Origin of the sequence: Actinosynnema sp. ALI-1.44, from assembly GCF_001984155.1 — a bacterium.
Classification (GTDB): domain Bacteria; phylum Actinomycetota; class Actinomycetes; order Mycobacteriales; family Pseudonocardiaceae; genus Kibdelosporangium.
In genome coordinates, this window is the sequence record NZ_MTQO01000048.1 from 216,840 (window position 1) to 235,792 (window position 18,953).

The window sequence follows — 18,953 nt, forward strand, 5'->3', positions numbered from 1 at the left end:
AGGTGTGGCCACCGGACTACGCAGACGATTAGTCCGTTTGGCCATTCGACCTGAAAGTGTGATCAAAAAGGACGAACAGAAACCGGTCAACGACCCATTGTGACCGACCGGGATCGGCCCTAGAGTCGCGCCGGTACGTCGGGGAGCGACCTTGCAAAACATTCACAGAGCAAGAAATCGAGGAGAGGCAATGCCTAGACGCGGCGACATCCGGTCGCGCGTGTGGATCCCGATCATCTCCGCCACCGTCGCCTTGGTGACCGCGCTCAGCGGCTGCGGGGCACTCGACGGCTCGTCCAACAACCCGAGCGGTGGCGGCTCGGGCACCACGGGCGCCATCGAGAAACCCAAGCTCAAGGTCGGCCTGCTACCGGTGGTCGATGTCGCTCCGCTGTACCAGGCGGTCGAGAAGGGCTACTTCAAGCAGGAAGGCCTCGACGTCGAGCCGATCGTCGTGGCCAGCGGCCCGAAAGCGGTGGAGAGCGTGATCTCCGGCGAGATCGACATCGCGTTCACCAGCTACCCGGGCGCCTTCCTCGCCCAGTCGAAGGGCGCGGCCAACCTCAAGATCGTCGCGGACGCCTACGCGGCCCGCCCCGGCCACCTCGTGCTGGTCGCGACGGCCAACTCGCCGCTGAAGCGACCCGAGGACGCCGCGGGCAAGAAGATCGCCGTGACCAGCAAGGGCTCCATCTCCGACCTCGGCACGATGTCCGTGCTGAGCTCGCAGGGCGTGGACATCAAGCAGATCGAGTGGGTGCCGATGCCGTTCCCGGACATGGGTCCGGCGATGAAGAACCGCAACATCGACGGCGCCGTCGTCGCCGAGCCGTGGGTGACCAGGACGGCCAAGGAGCACGGCGCCGTGCCGATCGTCGACGTCTCGTCCGGCCCGACGGCGAACATCTCGATGTCCGGCTGGGCCGCGCTGGACAAGCTGGCCAGCGCGAACCCCAACACGTTCGCCGCGTTCCAACGCGGGCTGGCCAAGGGCGTCTCGGACGTGAAGAAGGACCGCACCGCGCTCGAACCGATCCTGACCAAGTTCGTCAAGATCGACGCGACCACCGCGCCGCTGGTGACCATCGCGGACTACCCGGAGCGGGCGGACGCCGTCCGGCTGCAGCGGGTGGCCGACCTGATGAAGGAGTTCGACGTCATCAAGGACAAGCTGGACGTGTCCAAGATGCTGCTGGAGCCCACCACGTCGAAGTGAGGCGCACGCTGTGCTGTCAAGCCCGGGGATCACACGTCCCCGGGCTTCTTCGTCTGCCGGCCCGATGATGCGTCACGCGCAGCAACGGTGTCCGTCCGATCAGAGCAGTCGGTTAATCCCCACCGACTAGGCTGAACGGCCTGATTTCCACACCGTCACGGGTTGACGGAACGTGAGTAATTTGTCGAAAACCCTCGTCAGTCTTTAGAGTGACCCCCTGGCATCGCCGGGTGACCCGCCTTCCAACCGCTCATGGAGTTCGGTGTGTTCATCTCCGCAGCGTCGCCGCCCGACGCCGCACCCTCAGATTCGCTAGGTGGTGGACCGGGGTGATCCGGTTCTTCAACGGCCCCAGGTTCGTCAGGTGGCGGGCCGGGATGACCGGGTTCGCCCGCGGCCTGGTGGGGATCGTGTTCATCCTCGCCCTGTGGCAGCTCGGTTCGATCACAGGGCTGTTCCCGCAGGACTACATCCCGCCGCCGACCACCGTCATCCCCCGCATGTACGAGCTGTTCGGGCCGACGTTCAACGTCGACGACGGCAGCAGCACGAGCAGCCACTTCATCCAGGACCTCGTCGCGACCATGCTGACGTGGTTGCTCGCCCTGCTGATCGCCGTCGGGATCGCCGTCCCGGCCGGTCTGATCCTCGGCAGCATCCCGTCGGTCCGGGTCGCCACCAGGGTCATCGTCGAGTTCCTCCGGCCGATCCCGTCGGTCGCGATCATCCCGCTGATCATCGTGATGCTCGGCTCCGGCGTGGAAACCAAGATCACGCTCGCGGTGTACGCCGCGATCTGGCCGATCCTGTTCAACACGATCTACGCGCTCGACGAGATCGACCCGCTGCTGCTGGACACGGCGCGGTCGTTCGGCCTCGGCAAGGCGCGGACGATGTTCACCGTCGGCCTGCCGCACGCGGCACCGTTCATCTTCACCGGTGTCCGGCTGGCCAGCGCGGTCATCCTGATCGTGGTGATCAGCGTCGAGTACCTGGCCGGTGGCGTGATCGGGATCGGGAAGTTCACCCTGGACTGGGCGAGCGGGTCGGGCAGGCAGGACGTGATCCTCGCCGTGACGCTGCTCGCGGGCGTGATCGGGTACCTGCTCGACGGCGGCTTCCTCCAGTTGCAGCGCGTGCTGTTCAAGTGGAACAGCGTGGAGGCGGGCAAATGACGCACCTGCGGGGATTCGCGCAGCGCTGGGTGGTCTTCATCGGCGTCCTGGTCGTGTGGCAGCTGCTGACGATGGCGAGCGGGTCGAAGTTCTTCCCGACGCCGCTGTCGATCGTCGAAGCGGCAGGCAACCTGTGGCTCGGTGGCCCGGCGTCGCAACTCTGGTTGCACGACAACGTGTTCGTCCACGTCCTGCCGAGCCTCGGCAGGCTGCTGACCGGGTGGCTCGGCGCCGCGGTCGTCGGGATCACGGTCGGCATCGCGCTCGGCCGGTCCAAGCACGGGATCGAGTACTTCGGGCCGCTGTTCGCGTTCCTGCGCTCGATCCCGCCGGTGCTGCTGCTGCCGTTCTTCATGGTGATCTTCGGCATCGAGTCGGGGCAGAAGATCGCGCTGATCGCGTTCGGCGCGCTGTGGCCGATCCTGCTCAACTCGGTGGACGGCGCCCGCTCGGTCGACGCGGTCAAGACCGACACCGCGCGGTCGTTCCGCATCCCGCGAGCACAGTGGATCACCATGGTCGTGCTGCCAGCCGCGCTGCCGAAGATCTTCGCCGGACTGCGGGTCTCGCTGTCCCTGTCGTTGGTGCTGATGGTCATCTCCGAGCTGGTCGGCGCGGCCACCGGGATGGGCACCCAGCTCACCGACGCCCAGCGGCAGTACGACTACGCGAACATGTGGGCGGTCATCGTCCTGCTCGGCGTGCTCGGCTTCGTGCTGAACACCTTGCTGCTGGCAGTGGAGCGGCGCGTGCTCTCCTGGCAACCCACTCGTAACGCGCAATTGAGTACCGTCAAGGCCGGAGGCTGAACCCAATGACGCCCATGCTGGAAGTCGCCGACCTGCGGCACACGTACGGCTCCGGGCCCACCGCGCACACCGCGGTGCAGAACCTCACGTTCGAGGTGGCCACCGGGGAGCTCGCGTGCATCGTCGGCCCGTCGGGCTGCGGCAAGTCGACGCTGCTGCGTTGCATCGCAGGCCTGATCAAGCCGTCCGAGGGCACCGTGTCGTTGCACGGCGACAAGATCGACCGCACACCGGAGGACCTCGCCGTGGTCTTCCAGGACTACAGCCGTTCGCTGTTCCCGTGGCTTTCGGTGCGCGGCAACGTGGAATTCCCCCTGCGGTCACGCGGTGTCTCCCGCGCCGAACGCCGCAAACGCTCCGCCGAGGCGCTGGAGTGGGTCGGTTTGTCCGGCGCGGATGGCAAGTACCCGTGGCAGCTGTCGGGCGGTATGCAGCAGCGCGTGTCGATCGCGCGCGCGTTGGCGTGCCAGCCTTCGCTGCTGCTGATGGACGAGCCGTTCGCTTCGGTCGACGCGCAGACCAGGTTCGAACTGGAGGACCTGCTGCTGCGTGTGCGCCACGAGCACTCGAGCACGGTTCTGCTCGTCACGCACGACATCGACGAGAGCGTCTACCTCGGCGACCGGGTGCTGGTGCTGTCCAAGTCGCCCGCGTCGATCGTGGCCGACCTGCCCGTGGACCTACCCGCCCAGCGCGACCAGATCACCACCCGTGAGTCGAAGAACTTCGTCGCGCTGCGCGGCGAGGTCGCCCGGCTGCTGCACAACCAGCCGGCTGTCGCACACGAACCGATCACGCGGCCGACTCCCGCTCAGGAGTCCGCGGCGGCACAGCGGTTCCTCGAAGCCGAGCGCGAGCAGGCCCGGCGCAGGAGCGACGCCAGCACCGGCTGACGCTCTGTTCTCCACAGACGAACGGGAAACCGGTCGGCGCCTGGCGCGCCGACCGGTTTTCCGTCTACAGAGGACATATCCGCCAGCCGATGCCGCACAGAGGGGAAATGGCGCATCGGCGACGCCCGGAAATGCCTCCCCACGCAGTAATGATCATATTTATTCACGGCATTGCCAACAGATCACCAATGGGTCGAAGATCAAGGCGATCGATGTCCCGGCAAGCCGATCTCGTGGTGTATAAAACACCGCACCAGGGAGATCCTCACTTTCAGATAAGGCAGCACATGCTTGGAAGAGGCAGTAGGTCTGTGCACACCCGCAGAGCCGCACTGGGCATCTTGGGATCCGCGAGCCTCGTCGTGGCCTTGAGCGGTTGTGGAGCGCTCGGCGGCTCCAACGACGGCGGCGGAGGTGGCGGCAACGGACAGCTCGAACGCACCAAGATCCGCGTCGGCGCGATGCCGATCATCGACTCGACGCCCGTGCACCTCGCGCAGCAGAAGGGGTACTTCAAGGAAGTCGGGCTCGAGGTGGAGCTGGAAACGGTGACCGGAGCGGCGACGGCGATCCCGAAGCTGATGTCGAACGAACTCCAGTTCACCTACGGCGCCTACGTACCGGTGTTCCAGGCGCAGGCGAAGGGCACCGGCGACTTCAAGTTCGTCGCGGACAGCTACCAGACGGCCGACAACATCTTCGTGATCATGGTCGGCGGGGACTCGGCGATCAAGAGCCCGAAAGACCTGGCAGGCAAGAAGATCGCGACGAACACCAAGAACAGCATCACCGACCTGCTCGCCAAGTCGGCGATGGAGACGGCGGGCGTCGACCAGTCGAAGATCACCTGGGTGGAGTTCCCCTTCCCCGACATGCAGGCGAGGCTGCAGGACAAGAGCATCGACGCGGCGGTGATCCTCGAGCCCTTCGTGACCCAGGCGGCGCGGGCGATCGGCGCGGTGACGATCCTCGACACCTCTCAGGGCCCGACATCCAACTTCCCCATCTCCGGTTACACCGGAACGTCGAAGTTCGTCTCGGAGAACCCGAAGACGACCGAGGCGTTCCGCAAAGCGCTGACGAAAGCGTCGGAAACCGCACGCAACCGCGAGGAAGTGGAGAAGGCGGTCACCCAGTTCGTGAAGATCGAAAAGGAAGTGGCCCAGCTGGTCCGGATCGGAACATTCCCGACCAGTGTGGACCGCACCCGTCTGCAGCGAACAGTGGACCTGATGAAGCAGTACAAGATGCTGGACCCGAACGCGAACGTCAACATCGACACGATGATCTTCAAACCGGCGACGGGCTGAATCGTCGCCGGTGTACGCGGACCCCACGCGTACACCGGCGACGCCGCCACGGCATCACTCTGTATTTGTCAAGGACCAAGGACTGCCACCACCGGCTCAGCGCCAGCGGAAATGCCACCGGCGCATACGGATCAACCCACGGGACAACTGCGGCAAAGTGCCCGGGATCCGCGGGCAGAACGACCGGTGTTCGTTCGCGACGACCAACGCGTGGTGCAACTCGGTCGGCGGCGCGGAGACCGACAGCATCATTTCCCGCGCACCCAGGACCACCAGCGTCGCGCCGAAGCGGTCCTCCCAGCTGCGCAGGATCGACGACATCCCCGGCCTGCCGAGCCGGGCGGGAACGTCGGCCGGGCGATTGGCCTCCACCAGGCCGAGGCGGTAGGCAGGACGCTTGTTGGCGATCATGACCGCGCCCGCGATGCCCGCCTCCGCCTGCGGGTCGTGCCGGTCCACCGAACGCCGGGCCGCCTCCGGCGCGAAGGTGACGTCCCCGGGGACGCCGAGACCACCGGAAGGCACGAGCACCGGCCACAACCGGGTCCGGGGGTAGTCCGCGACCCGGTCGAGATACGCATGCGGATCGGACAGCACCGAGTCGGTCAACCAGATCTCCCCGTGCCAGCTGCCCAGCGCCGCCGGAGCGATCGTCATAGCCGTCATCGCGAACCCCTCGCCTCGAACGTGTGTTCGAATATAACGCTACTCGAGGGGTCCGACAATGCCGGCCCGCACGCCCACCCCCGACCCGGCTGTGCAACCAATGTGGCCTTCGTAGCGTTTTTCGCAACGAAGGCCACATTGGTTGCACAGCGGCAGCCGGGGTCGGGCGGGGCGGACGGGTCAGCCGACCTCCGGGACGGGTGGTCCGAGGAGGTCGTCGGCGTCGACGATCGTGTACGCGTAGCCCTGCTCGGCCAGGAAGCGCTGCCGGTGGGCGGCGTACTCCGTGTCCAGGGTGTCGCGGGACACCACCGAGTAGAAGTGCGCCTGGCGGCCGTCGCCCTTGGGGCGCAGGAGCCTGCCCAGGCGCTGCGCCTCTTCCTGGCGGGAGCCGAACGTGCCGGAGACCTGCACCGCCACCGACGCTTCCGGCAGGTCGATCGAGAAGTTCGCCACCTTCGAGACCACCAGGGTCGGCAGTTCGCCCCTGCGGAACGCGTCGAACAGCGCCTCTCGTTCCTTGTTCTTCGTCGAGCCCTGGATGATCGGGGCGTTCAGTTCCTCGCCGAGTTCGTCGAGTTGGTCCAGGTACGCGCCGATCACGAGGGCGGGCTCGCCCGGGTGCCTGTCCAGGATGCTGCGGACGACCGGCAGCTTCGTCCGTGCCGTCGAGCAGATCTTGTAGCGCTCTTCCGGCTCGGCCGTCGCGTACTTCAGGCGTTCGGTGTCCGTCAGCGTCACGCGGACCTCGGTGCACTCGGCCGGGGCGATCCAGCCCTGCGCCTCGATGTCACGCCATGGCACGTCGAAGCGCTTCGGGCCGATCAGGGAGAACACGTCTCCCTCGCGCCCATCCTCGCGGACCAGGGTGGCTGTCAGGCCGAGGCGGCGGCGGGACTGCAGGTCCGCCGTCATCCGGAAGACCGGCGCGGGCAGCAGGTGCACCTCGTCGTAGACGATCAGGCCCCAGTCGCGGGAGTCGAACAGCTCCAGGTGCCGGTACTCGCCCTTGGTCTTGCGGGTGATCACCTGGTACGTCGCGATGGTGACCGGCCGGATCTCCTTGCGCTCGCCGGAGTACTCGCCGATCTCGTCCTCGGTCAGCGAGGTCCGCGCGATCAGCTCGCGCTTCCACTGCCGCCCGGCCACGGTGTTCGTCACCAGGATCAACGTCGTCGCCTGTGCCTCGGCCATCGCCGCGGCACCCACGAGGGTCTTGCCCGCGCCACACGGCAGCACCACGACCCCGGAGCCACCGGCCCAGAACGTCTGCGCCGCCATGCGCTGGTAGTCGCGCAGCTGCCAGCCTTCCTCCTCCAGCGCGATCGGGTGCGCCTCGCCGTCGACGTAGCCCGCCAGGTCCTCCGCGGGCCAGCCGACCTTCAACAACACCTGCTTGAGACGGCCGCGCTCGCTCGGGTGCACCACCACGGTGTCGTCGTCGATCCGGGCGCCGAGCATCGGCGAGACCTTCTTGTTGCGCAGCACCTCCTCGAGCACCGCGCGGTCGGTCGCGTTCATCACCAGGCCGTGCGCCGGGTTGTGCAGCAGCTGCAACCTGCCGAACCTGCCCATCGTGTCGACGACGTCGATCAGCAGCGGCTGCGGCACCGGGTACCGGGAGAACCGCGAGAGGGCGTCGACGACCTGCTCGGCGTCGTGCCCCGCGGCGCGGGCGTTCCACAACGCGAGCGGCGTCACCCGGTAGGTGTGCACGTGCTCCGGCGCTCGTTCCAGCTCGGCGAACGGCGCGATGGCCATCCGTGCCTCACCGGACTGTGGATGGTCGACTTCGAGCAGCAGCGTCTTGTCGGACTGCACGATCAACGGGCCGTCGGTCACTGTGTCAAACAACTCCTCATCCGCGGGACCTCCCCCAGTGTGCCAACACCGTGACCACCGGCAAAAATCCCGGCCATTCCGCCATGGCGAACGCGACCCGCCGGGTACGGTTGCCCCGAATCAAGGCCGATCAAGCTGGGGAAACGATGACTTATCCACCGCAGGGGCACTACCCGTCGCCGCAGGGCTACCCACACCAGCCACAGCAGCCCTACCCGCCACAGCAGTACCCGCCGCCCCAGTACCCGGCACCCCAGTACCAGGCGCCCCAGCAGCAGTTCCCGCCGCCGTCGGACCCTGGCGGGTTCCCCCAGCAGCAGTACCAGCCGCCGGGTGGCGGCTTCCCGCCCCAGAACACGCCACCGGGCCCGCCGCCGAACCTCCCGCCGCCGCTGCCGAAGAAGAGCGGCGGCCGCAAGGTCGTCGGCGGTGTCATCGCGCTCGGCGTCGTCGGCCTGATCATCTTCGGGATCGTCAACTGGGGCACCGGCGCGGCGTCCGCCGAGGCGGGTGACTGCATCAAGGTCGTGAAGGCGAGCAGCGCGGACGCCGAGAAGGCCGACTGCACCACCCAGGAGGCCGTCTACAAGGTGGCCAAGAAACTGGACAGCTCGTCGGACCTGTGCCCGAAGGGCGACTACACCGAGTGGACCCGGCGCAGCCGCCGCGACACGATGAAGCTCTGCCTGATGCTCAACGCCAAGGAAGGCGACTGCTTCAAGATCTCCAGCGGCGCCGGCAACCAGGCGGACGAACGCTCCCCCTGCGGCGGCTCGGCGGTCAAGGTGGCCAAGGTCGTGAGCGGCAAGGCGGACGCGTCCGCGTGCGGGAAGGGCAAGGGCAACATGGCCGCCGTCTACTCGGAGCCGGCCACGACTTTGTGCCTGGCTCGTAGTTAGCTGTCACATCACCGCTGCGTCAGGGCTCATGGGTGTGTACACCTGATGAGGAGGACATGATGCAGTTCGTTTTGGTGGTCCACCACGGCACGTACCCGTTGCCCGGCACGCCGGGCGCGGAGACGATTTCGATGGAGGACGCGAAGGCGGCCCGAGCCGACTGGGCGGTCGTCAGCTCGATGGCGAACGTGACCGGCGGGCCGCCGTTGGGCCTGCCGAAGGACGCGACGACCGTCCGGGTCGAGAACGGATCGACCGTTCGGACCGAGGGACCGTTCCTCGACGCCACGAGCGCGGTGGGCGGATTCCTCACCGTCGAGGCGGAGGACCTGGCAGCCGCGGTCGCGATCGCGGCCCAGATCCCGCAGGCGCGTCTGGGTGGCGCGGTGGAGGTGCGGAAGATCGCCAAGTACTGGTGACGAGAGCCGGGGGCCCGGCGTGTGCCGGGCCCCTGTTCACCCGGTCCGGTCCACAGCGGACGCGGCGTCCCGCACGCGGTCGGTGTCGTGGATGACGTCGATCCGGGCGATCCGGTCGTCGGCGACGGTGAAAGCCATCACCGAGTACGGCCGTCCGTCGCGGGAGATCAAGGCCCCGATCACGCCGTTGACGAGGATGGGACGCAGTTGGCCGCCGCGAGGGACGCGAGTCTGCTCGGCGACAGCCGCCGCACCACGCACGACAGTCGCGGGCTGGGCGGCGCCGAAGTCGGTCCGCAGCACGACTTCCGGGTCGAGAACCCGGACGAGGGCGTCGAAATCCGCCGTCCGCGCGGCGGCGTAGAAGGCTTCGACCACCTTCCGCTGACGCGCCAGGTCCGGCTCGGCCCGCGGGACGTCGGCACCGTGCACGCGGCGCCGGGCCCGGCTGGCGAGCTGCCGCGTGGCGGCGGGGGTACGGCCGACGATCCCGGCGATCTCACCGAAGGGCACGTCGAACATGTCGTGCAGCACGAACGCCAACCGCTCCCCGGGAGTGAGCTGTTCGAGCACGACCAGCAACGCCAGGCCGACCGAATCGGCCAGCAGCATCTCCTGCTCGGGGTCGAGCTCGCCGCCGGAGACAAGCAGGTCCGGCAGGTGCTCGGCCAACGGGTCCTCCCGGCGGCGCCGCCGGGAACGCCACTGGTGCAAGCACTCCCGCGCGACGACCGTGGTCAGCCAGCCACCGAGGTTGTCGATCTGTTCCGAACCGGCCCGGCTCAGCCGCAGCCACGCGTCCTGCACCGCGTCGTCGGCCTCCGCCACCGAACCCAGCATCCGGTAGGCCACGGCACGCAGCCGCGGCCGCTCCTGTTCGAAACGATCGGCCAGCCACTCGGTCTCGTCCATCGGTCACACCATCCTGTCGTCGAGGCTCACCTGGGATGAGCCCGCGGACATGTCCGATGTGACAGTTAGTCCGCGATGTCCGCGTGCGCGACGACTTTGGTGATCCTGCCGCGCACCAACAGTTCACCGGGCACAGCGTTTCGCTTGCCGTACGCGTCCGCCTTGTCCTCACCCATGTAACGGGCGGCCAGCTTCGTCGCCCAGACCAGCGACTCGTCGAGGTCCTCGGAGATGACGGCCTCGGCCTGGATGATCACGTAGGAGTACGGCGGCTCGGCCACGTCGACGCACAGCGAGAACCTCGGGTCACGCCGCAGCGCCTTGCCCTTGGTCGTGTTCGCGCCGGTGTTGAAGACGATCTCGTCGTGGCCGTCCTGCTCGTTGAGCAGGAACCAGATCGGGGCGACGTGCGCCGCGCCGTTGGCCCGGACGGTGGCGAGCTTGCCCGTGCGGGTGCCTTCGGAGGCGAAGGCCCACCACTGCTCCCGTGACATGGAGTACATGTTCCGGCACGCTACCCCCGGCTCGCCGACTACGACATTCGGCCGATTTGATCCGCGAACACGGCAGGAAAGGCTCTCCCGATCCGCGGATAGGGAACTTGATCGACTCGGGGTTGATTGACCGCGCAATCGGTAGCAGTCTCGAACGGGTGTGAGCGTGATCACGCTCACACGCGTTCCCGAGCCCACCACCGAGCCAGCGTTGGAGGCGCTATGCGGATCACCGTCGGCGTCGACGGGACCAGGTACACGGACGATGTCGAGCCCCGCATGTTGCTCGTGCACTACTTGCGCGAGCGGCTCGGCAAAACCGGAACCGTGGTCGGATGCGACACCAGCAACTGCGGGGCTTGTACCGTGCATCTGGACGGGCACAGCGTGAAGTCCTGCTCCGTCCTCGCGGTCCAGGCCGACGGCAGCGAGGTCACCACCATCGAAGGACTGGCCCGCGACGGCCGGATGCACCCCGTTCAACAGGCCTTCCGCGACAACCACGCGTTGCAGTGCGGCTTCTGCACCCCCGGCATGATCATGCAGGCGATCGACCTGTTGGCCGACGACCCCGACCCCGACGACAACGCCGTGCGGCACGGCCTCGAGGGAAACCTCTGCCGGTGCACCGGTTACCAGAACATCGTGCGCGCGGTGCGTGACGCCGCGTCGAAGATGGCGCCCGGCGCGGGTCCCGCCGCCGAGCAGGTCGCAGAGCCGACGCTCGACCCCGCAAGCAGGTCTTCGGACGCTGACATCAGCGCGCCCGCCCCGAGCCACACGGGAGGCGGTAGCTGATGACCGCCACCGCCGAGCCTGAAGTAGGCAAGGCCCGTCTGCGCAAGGAAGACGAGCGTCTGGTCACCGGCCGCACCCGGTGGACCGACAACATCACGCTGCCCGGCATGCTGCACCTCGCTGTGCTGCGCAGTCCATTGGCGCATGCGCGGATCGCCGAGATCGACACGTCCGCGGCCCGCGAGATGCCCGGCGTCATCGCGGTGTTCACGGCGAAGGACCTCGACCCTGCCAGGGAGATCGGCCTGCCGTGCGCATGGCCCGTCACCCCGGACATGAAGCACCCGAGGCGACCGGTTCTCGCCGCCGACAAGGTGAACTTCGCCGGTGAGGGCGTCGCTGTCGTGGCCGCGCGCAGTGCCGCCGAGGCTCAGGACGCGCTCGAAGCCATCGACGTCGAGTACGAGGACCTGCCGGTCGTCCTGGACATGGAAGCCGCGCTCGCCGAGGGCACGACCGTGATCCACGAAGACCTCGGCACGAACGAGAACGCCGTGTGGGTCTTCGACTCGGGCGAAGCCGGGACCGGCGGCGACGTCCAGCAGGCCATCACGGACGCCGAGGTCACGGTCACCCGCCGGTTCCGCCAGCAACGCCTGGTCCCGGCGTTCATGGAGCCACGCGCGACCGTCGTCGACCCGACCGGGCCGCAGCTGACAGTCTGGTCGTCCACCCAGATCCCGCACATCCTGCGCGTGATGACCGCGTTGACCCTCGGCCTGCCCGAGCACAAGCTGCGGGTGATCGCGCCGGACGTCGGCGGCGGCTTCGGCGGCAAGATCGGCGTGCTGCCCGAGGAACTGATGACCCTCCTGGTCGCGCGGAAGCTCGGCAAACCGGTGAAGTGGAACGAAAGCCGGTCGGACTGCATGGCCACCGCACACCACGGCCGCGACCAGATCCAGGACATCACCATCACCGCGACGCGCGACGGCACGATCACCGGGCTGAAAGTGGACCTGCTGGCCGACATGGGCGCGTACCTCGGCGTGGTCGCGCCGGGTGTGCCGCTGCTCGGCGCGTTCATGTTCAACGCCATCTACAAGATCCCGTCGTACCGGTTCGCGTGCACCAACGTGTTCACCAACAAGACGATCACCGACGCCTACCGCGGTGCCGGGCGTCCCGAGGCCACGTTCGCGATCGAACGGATCATGGACGAGCTCGCCGTCGAACTCGACATGGACCCGTTGGCGTTGCGGGAGAAGAACTGGATCAAGCACGAGGAGTTCCCGTACACCACGGTCGCCGGCCTGACGTACGACTCCGGCAACTACGAAGCCGCGACCGAACGCGCCAAGCAGCTGTTCGACTACGACGGTCTGCGGCGTGAGCAGGAAGCACGCCGGGCATCCAACGACCCCGTCCAACTGGGGATCGGCATCTCGACGTACACCGAGATGTGCGGCCTCGCGCCGTCCCGCGTCCTCGGCTCGTTGGCCTACGGCGCGGGCGGTTGGGAGCACGCGGCGATCCGCATGCTGCCCACGGGCAAGGTCGAGGTCGTCACCGGGTCGTCCGCGCACGGGCAGGGCCACGAGACGGCGTGGAGCCAGATCGTCGCCGACCAACTGGGTGTCCCGTTCGAGGACATCGAAGTGCTGCACGGCGACACGCAGTTCTCACCGAGGGGCATGGACACGTACGGGTCCCGTTCCCTCACAGTCGGCGGGACAGCTCTTGTCCTTGCCGCACACAGGGTTCTCGACAAGGCGAAACCGGTCGCGGCGCACCTTCTCGAGTGCGCGGTCGACGACATCGAGTTCGCCGGTGGCAAGTTCGCCGTCAAGGGCACGGACAAGTCGGTCGGCATCCAGGACGTGGCACTGGCCGTGTTCGCCGCGCACGACCTGCCGGACGGCTACGAGGCGAACCTGGACTCCGACGCCACGTTCGACCCGGACAACTTCTCGTATCCCCACGGGACGCACCTGTGTGCGACCGAAGTGGACACCGAGACCGGTCGCGTGTCGATCCGGTCGTACGTGTGCGTCGACGACGTCGGCAAAGTCGTCAACCCGTTGATCGTCGAAGGCCAGGTGCACGGCGGCCTCGCGCAGGGCATCGCGCAGGCCCTGTACGAAGAGGCTGTCCATGACGAGAGTGGAACGTTGACCTCGGGCACGTTCGCGGACTACCACCTGCCGTCCGCGGCGGACCTGCCGACGTTCGTGACCGATCGGACCGAGACGCCGTCGACGACGAACCCGTTGGGCGTCAAGGGCGTCGGCGAGGCGGGCACGATCGCGTCCACGCCCGCGGTGGTGAACGCGATCGTCGACGCGCTGCGGCACATGGGCGTCGCCGACGTCGAGATGCCGTGCTCGCCGATGCGTGTGTGGCAGGCGATCCAGGGAGGTGCGCGGTGATCCCGGCGCGGTTCGACTACGTCGCACCGACCACAGTGGACGAAGCGGTCCGCGCGCTCGCCGACGCGGGCGAGGACGGGAAGGTCATCGCGGGCGGCCAGAGCCTGCTGCCCGTTCTGCGGATGCGGCTGGCCGCCCCGACCAAGCTGGTGGACATCGGCCGGATCCCCGAGCTGCGTGCGATCCGTGAGGACGGCGACGCGATCGTGATCGGCGCGATGGCGACGCACTACGAGGTCCAGCGTGATCCGTTGGTACGGGAGCACGCCGCGCTGATCACGGCGGCGACCGACACCGTGGCCGACCCCCAGGTCCGCCACCGCGGCACGTTCGGTGGCTCGATCGCCCACGCCGACCCGGCGGGTGACCTGCTGGCTCCCGCGTTGGCGATGGACGCGGAGATGGTCGTCGCCGGGATGGACGGCCGCCGGACCGTGCCCGCCGCGGAGTACTTCGTCGACTTCTTCACGACCGCGATGACCCCCGCCGAACTGCTCGTGGAGGTGCGGCTGCCCAAGTACACCGGGTGGCGCGCGCACTACGAGAAGTTCAACCGGGTCGCGCAGTCGTGGTCGATGGTCGCGGTCGCGGCGATGGTCCGCACCGACGGCGGCACCATCGCGGAGGCACGGATCGGGCTGACCAACATGGCGTCGGTTCCCGTGCGGGCCCGTGCGGTGGAGGACGCGCTGGTCGGCCAGGCCGCGACGGCGGAGAACATCAAGGCGGCGGCCGCGAACGCCGCGAACGGCACAAGTCCGACCAGTGACGGCAACGCCGACGGCGAGTACCGTAGCCATCTTGCTCGTGTGCTCACCGGACGTGCGCTGACCGCCGCAATCGGATAAGGAGACTGGGCCTGTGCAGCTGGAACACCGGTTCACCGTCGACGCACCGGTCGACATCGTGTGGCAGGCCCTGCTCGATCCGGAAAGGGTGGCGCCGTGCATGCCCGGCGCCACCCTGACCAGCGTCGAAGGATCGGCGTTCACCGGGTCGGTCAAGGTCAAACTCGGCCCGGTCTCCCTGTTGTACAAGGGCAAGGGCGAGTTCACCGAAACCGATGAGGCGAGCCGGACCATCAAGATCAAGGCGTCCGGCAAGGACGCCCGCAGCGGCACCGCCTCGGCGGCCGTCACAGTCGTGTTGTCCGAAAAGGACGGTCAGACGACCGGGGCGGTGACGACCGACCTGACGATCACCGGGAAACCGGCGCAGCTCGGCCGCGGGATGATCGCGGATGTCGGCGGGAAGATCCTCGACACGTTCGCGCGCACCCTCGCCGAACTCGTCGCACCTCCGGCGACCCCGGCGACTCCGGTGTCCGAGCCGTTACGCGCTGTGCCACCACCGCCGGAGACCGAGGCGATCGACTTGCTCGAATACGCCGGTTCTCCCGTGCTCAAGCGGGCATTGCCGCTGATCGCGGTCGCGCTCGTCGTGCTGTTTCTGATAGCCCGCCGACGACGTAAATAATCTACTGGCAGGATGTCGCGCATGCGCCGGTCCTTGCTCGCGACGTGCTGCGCCGCCGCCCTGCTCGCCGCGGGGTGCTCGACCGGCACCGCCGCCGATCCGAAGCTCTCCGTTCCCGCTGCCGAAGGCCTCACCTCCGGCAGCGCCAAGCCCGCGGCACCGGGATTCACCGTGGCGGCCACGGGTGACGTGCTGATCCACCCGGCGCTGACCGACCAGGCCACCCAGGACGGCGGCGGCAAACGCGACTACCGGCAGATCTTCGCCGGTGTGAAACCGGCGATCAGCGGGGCGGACCTGGCGATCTGCCACCTGGAGACGCCGATCGCCGCGCCGGAGGGCCCGTTCAAGGGCTACCCGGAGTTCAGCGCACCGCCCGAGGTCGTCGCGGCGCTGGCGGACACCGGCTACGACGACTGCTCGACGGCGTCCAACCACACGCTGGACGTCGGCGAAGCGGGCGTGACCAGGACGCTGGAAGCCCTGGACAAGGCCGGGATCAAGCACACCGGCTCGGCGCGCTCGGCCGACGAGGCCAAAACCCCGTTGATCATGGACGTGAAGGGCGTGAAAGTCGCACACGTCTCGTACACCTTCGGCTTCAACGGAAAGCAACTGCCCGCGGGCAAGCCGTGGCTGTCCAACACGCTCAAGGCCGACGACGTGATCACCGCGGCCAAGGCCGCGAAGGCGGCGGGTGCCGAAGTCGTGATCGCCAGCCTGCACTGGGGAACGGAGTTCGTGCACGACCCCACCCAGGCCCAGCGCAGGGACGCGCAGAAACTGCTGGCCGACCCCACCATCGACCTGATCATCGGGCACCACGCGCACGTCGTGCAGCCCTTCGAGAAGATCAACGGCAAGTGGGTGGCGTACGGGCTGGGCAACCACATCGCCAAGCACTCGGATCCCCGTGGCGTGTCCGAGGAAGGTGCGATCGCGCGGTTCCACTTCACCCGCAACGGCACCGGCTGGGCCGTCGACAAGGCGGAGTACCTGCCGACCCTGATCGATCTCGGTCCGCCGATCCGGTTGCTGGATCTGTCTCAGGGTTCGGCAGGCGACTCGCGGCAGACCGAAGCCGTGAAGCGCACCGACGGCATCGTCCTGTCTCGTGACGCGGGGAATCAGGGACTTACTCGTCCTGGTAAGTAAGGCCTCACCGGCAGAAATAGGCTTCCTGGATTCGCTTGATCGGGGCGTCCGGCACCAGGTCGTCGTACGGGTTCACCGACAGCACCAGTTGGCGGCCGTCGTCGGAGCGGGCCGTGAAGGTCTGGAAACCCAGTGCTCCCCCGTCGTGTCCCCAGACCTTCAGTCCGCAGGACAACTCTGAGCTGAACACGCCCAGTCCGTCGCGCCACCGCGGAGCGCCGGGGTGGGTGGCCACGGTCGTCCGCATCTGCGTCAACGTGTCGCGGCTGAGCAGTCTTCCGCCGAGCAGTGCGTCGAAGAACCTGGTCAGGTCCTCGGTGGTGGAGATGATCTCCCCGGCCGAGCCGACCACGGACGGGTTGATCGAGGTGACGTCGATCAGCTCGGGTCGCGCGCCTTCCGTGGGTGGCACACGCATGTAGCCGTGCGCGTGGGGTCGCGGAATCGTTTTCGATGTGCCCGGCAGTGTTGTGTCGCGCATTCCCAGTGGCCGCAACAGACGCCGTTGCACCTCCGCTGCCCATGGGCGGCCGGTGAGTCGTTCGATCAGCTGTCCGGCCAGGACGTAGTTGGTGTTCGAGTAGTCCCATTTGGCGCCGGGTGGGTTGGTCGGCGGGTGGGCGAAAGCCACTGCCAGCAGTTCCGCCGGGGTGTGGCTGCGCTGCAAGGCCGGGTAGTTCCACGCCTCGTAGCCGGGCTCGCTTGCGAAGTCGTGCAAACCGCTGGTGTGGTTGAGGACTTGCCGCACAGTGATGCGGGCACCATCGGGGACGAGCCCCGGCAGGTACCGCTCGACTGGGGCGTCCAGTGCGATCCGGTTCTCGTCCACCAGTTGCAGGACGACAGTCGCGGTGAACGCCTTGGTCGTGCTGGCGATCCGGAACTTGCCCCGCGCGTCGGCCGGAAGCCGTGTGGTCAGGTCCCTGACGCCTGCGGCAGCGGCCCACTGGCCGTTGCTGTCCCGAGTCCGCACCAGGGCCGCGGTCGCCTCGCCGGAGTCGACCAGTGCGTCTACTTCGGCCTTCACCTTCTCGTGCACGCCTCCTCCCGGGCTCGGGCAGTGCCCGTCTCGTGGTGGCTGGTCCCCGGTCATGAAACGCAACACGATGTCACGGGCACAGGTGCCCTCAGCCTGGTTGAGGACGCCGTGCCCGCCCGCGTCCACAGTGAGCAGGCCAGCGCGTTGCCCCAGCGCCGCACGCATCAGCTGAGCTCCCCGGAGCGGGGTCGCGGGGTCGCGCAGGTTTTGGACGAGCAGGATGTTCGACGGTCCGCGTGACGTGATGGCCACTGGCGGTTCCACCGGATCGACCGGCCAGAACGCGCACGGGTGGGCGTTGGCCGCCGCTGGACCGAACATCGGGCGCAGCAAGCGTTCCAGTCGCACCGCGCGCCGGTAGTGGCCGATGTCCTCCGGCCAGTCGGAGTCGTTGCACAGCACGTGCAGCTGGGCCGCGGCCCGGTTCTCCATGTCCGGATATCCGCCGCCGGGTGGCTCGTTGTCCCGCGGAGGTTCCTTGCCGTTGTCGAGCAATCGCCAGGACTCCGCCAACCCCGGGAAGCTCCTGTCGTTGTACAACGCGTTGAAGAGGCTTGCCCGGAAAGCCGCGCCGTCGACCTTGCCAATCGGTTCACGGTCCAGGCGCGCCGCCAACGCGTAGAACTTCACGGTCACTGCTTGCGGTGTCGCACCGAGTTGATACGTGCTGTGCCGTTTCGCTGCCCACGCGGCGAAGTCCGGGAAACGGTCCTGGACGCCCTGGCCGAACCGCCGTACGCCGTCCACGTCGAGCCCTTGTGGCCCAAGCACAGCGTCCAGCACGACGCGGTCAGTGCGTTGCGGGAAAAGCGAGGCATAGACGGCGCCCAGATAGCTGCCGTACGAGGCACCGTAGTACGAGATCCGCGGAACACCCAGTGCCACGCGGATGCGGTCCATGTCGCGGGCCGTGTTCGCGGTGGTGATGTGCGGCAGGAGGTCTCTGTCGCTGTCCTTGCCGCACTGCTGGGCGACTTCCCGTGCCCGCTGGGCGTACCGGTCGATGTCCGCCTCGTCGCGTGGATACGGGCTGACCGAGCCGTTTCGCTGGTCGGGCCGCAGGCGGCAGGTGACCGGCGTGCTCAACCCGACCCCCCGCGGGTCGAACGCGACCAGGTCATAGCTGCCGAGAACCGCTTCCGCGCCAGGCAGTTGCTCGAACTGGAGCGGCATCGGCAGGGCAGGACCGCCCGGCCCGCCGGGGTTGAGCAGCATCACCCCGCGCCGCTGTGCCGGGTTGTCCGCCTGGCGACGGGAGATCTCGATCGAGATGTGCCGACCGCCGGGATCCGCGTAGTTCATCGGGACGGTGACGGTGGCACACCGCAGTTTCTCCATCGGGATGCCCGGTATCGACGGACAGTCGTGCCACCGCACTGGTTCTCGGTCGGTTTCCGCGGCGGCCACCGGTGCCAGAGCGGCCGCGAGCATCACCGACAGCACGGAAAGCCTTGCCATGCGGCCGAATTCTCGTCGTGGGT

General features: G+C 67.9%; 17 protein-coding genes. 12 read left to right on the top strand and 5 right to left on the bottom strand.

All coding sequences use genetic code 11. The features are described from left to right. Positions 1-190 precede the first annotated feature (190 nt). The 5 genes from ALI144C_RS28550 (at position 191) to ALI144C_RS28570 (ending at position 5,403) form a co-directional block, all read left to right on the top strand. A complete protein-coding gene (locus tag ALI144C_RS28550; RefSeq protein WP_083753456.1) occupies positions 191-1,216 on the top strand; it encodes an ABC transporter substrate-binding protein in 1,026 nt (341 codons plus the stop codon). 377 nt (positions 1,217-1,593) lie between these two features. Then, complete coding sequence (locus tag ALI144C_RS28555) at positions 1,594-2,391, top strand: ABC transporter permease (RefSeq protein WP_076990516.1); 798 nt, start codon at positions 1,594-1,596, stop codon at positions 2,389-2,391. Next, positions 2,388-3,200 carry an ABC transporter permease gene (locus ALI144C_RS28560; protein WP_076990265.1) on the top strand — a complete coding sequence of 271 codons (813 nt, stop codon included), beginning with the start codon at positions 2,388-2,390 and terminating at the stop codon, positions 3,198-3,200. The genes ALI144C_RS28555 and ALI144C_RS28560 overlap by 4 nt, the downstream gene beginning before the upstream one ends. Positions 3,201-3,205: 5 nt before the next feature. Then, positions 3,206-4,093 carry an ABC transporter ATP-binding protein gene (locus tag ALI144C_RS28565; RefSeq protein ID WP_076990266.1) on the top strand — a complete coding sequence of 296 codons (888 nt, stop codon included), beginning with the start codon at positions 3,206-3,208 and terminating at the stop codon, positions 4,091-4,093. A gap of 311 nt (positions 4,094-4,404) precedes the next feature. After that, positions 4,405-5,403, top strand: coding sequence for an ABC transporter substrate-binding protein (locus ALI144C_RS28570; RefSeq protein WP_168211368.1), 999 nt, complete (start codon positions 4,405-4,407; stop codon positions 5,401-5,403). A gap of 96 nt (positions 5,404-5,499) precedes the next feature. Here ALI144C_RS28570 and ALI144C_RS28575 read toward each other — a convergent pair whose 3' ends face one another. Both ALI144C_RS28575 and ALI144C_RS28580 read right to left on the bottom strand, forming a co-directional pair. Further along, a complete protein-coding gene (locus ALI144C_RS28575) occupies positions 5,500-6,069 on the bottom strand; it encodes a DUF4253 domain-containing protein (RefSeq protein ID WP_076990268.1) in 570 nt (189 codons plus the stop codon). A gap of 180 nt (positions 6,070-6,249) precedes the next feature. Beyond that, positions 6,250-7,911, bottom strand: a complete 1,662-nt coding sequence (locus tag ALI144C_RS28580) for a DNA repair helicase XPB (RefSeq protein ID WP_076990269.1) — start codon at positions 7,909-7,911, stop codon at positions 6,250-6,252. A 146-nt stretch (positions 7,912-8,057) separates the two neighbouring features. On the opposite strand from ALI144C_RS28580, the gene ALI144C_RS28585 reads away from it, so the two are divergent. Together ALI144C_RS28585 and ALI144C_RS28590 are read left to right on the top strand one after the other, a co-directional pair. Further along, on the top strand, positions 8,058-8,810 hold the full coding sequence (locus ALI144C_RS28585; RefSeq protein WP_083753459.1) for an LppU/SCO3897 family protein: 753 nt from the start codon (positions 8,058-8,060) through the stop codon (positions 8,808-8,810). 59 nt (positions 8,811-8,869) lie between these two features. Next, entirely contained in the window at positions 8,870-9,229 is a 360-nt protein-coding gene (locus tag ALI144C_RS28590; RefSeq protein ID WP_202819078.1) for a YciI family protein, read from the top strand. Between the two features lie 36 nt (positions 9,230-9,265). Here the strand turns inward: ALI144C_RS28590 and ALI144C_RS28595 are convergent, their stop codons facing one another. Next, a complete protein-coding gene (locus ALI144C_RS28595; RefSeq protein ID WP_076990272.1) occupies positions 9,266-10,141 on the bottom strand; it encodes a sigma-70 family RNA polymerase sigma factor in 876 nt (291 codons plus the stop codon). Between the two features lie 65 nt (positions 10,142-10,206). Further along, positions 10,207-10,644, bottom strand: coding sequence for a PPOX class F420-dependent oxidoreductase (locus tag ALI144C_RS28600; RefSeq protein WP_076990273.1), 438 nt, complete (start codon positions 10,642-10,644; stop codon positions 10,207-10,209). Positions 10,645-10,857: 213 nt separating this feature from the next. On the opposite strand from ALI144C_RS28600, the gene ALI144C_RS28605 reads away from it, so the two are divergent. From ALI144C_RS28605 to ALI144C_RS28625, 5 genes are read left to right on the top strand one after another with little or no spacing between them, the layout of a single operon-like run. Further along, positions 10,858-11,433: a (2Fe-2S)-binding protein gene (locus ALI144C_RS28605; protein WP_083753460.1), complete on the top strand. Its 576-nt coding sequence runs from the start codon at positions 10,858-10,860 to the stop codon at positions 11,431-11,433. Continuing rightward, positions 11,433-13,802: a xanthine dehydrogenase family protein molybdopterin-binding subunit gene (locus tag ALI144C_RS28610; RefSeq protein ID WP_083753461.1), complete on the top strand. Its 2,370-nt coding sequence runs from the start codon at positions 11,433-11,435 to the stop codon at positions 13,800-13,802. Before ALI144C_RS28605 ends, ALI144C_RS28610 begins: the two co-directional genes overlap by 1 nt. Further along, positions 13,799-14,650 carry an FAD binding domain-containing protein gene (locus ALI144C_RS28615; RefSeq protein WP_076990274.1) on the top strand — a complete coding sequence of 284 codons (852 nt, stop codon included), beginning with the start codon at positions 13,799-13,801 and terminating at the stop codon, positions 14,648-14,650. Before ALI144C_RS28610 ends, ALI144C_RS28615 begins: the two co-directional genes overlap by 4 nt. Positions 14,651-14,663: 13 nt before the next feature. Continuing rightward, complete coding sequence (locus tag ALI144C_RS28620) at positions 14,664-15,278, top strand: SRPBCC family protein (protein WP_076990275.1); 615 nt, start codon at positions 14,664-14,666, stop codon at positions 15,276-15,278. 21 nt (positions 15,279-15,299) lie between these two features. Continuing rightward, entirely contained in the window at positions 15,300-16,433 is a 1,134-nt protein-coding gene (locus tag ALI144C_RS28625; RefSeq protein WP_076990276.1) for a CapA family protein, read from the top strand. 4 nt (positions 16,434-16,437) lie between these two features. On the opposite strand, the gene ALI144C_RS28630 is transcribed toward ALI144C_RS28625, so the two are convergent. Next, positions 16,438-18,930: an alpha/beta fold hydrolase gene (locus ALI144C_RS28630; RefSeq protein WP_143230927.1), complete on the bottom strand. Its 2,493-nt coding sequence runs from the start codon at positions 18,928-18,930 to the stop codon at positions 16,438-16,440. Positions 18,931-18,953: the final 23 nt, after the last annotated feature.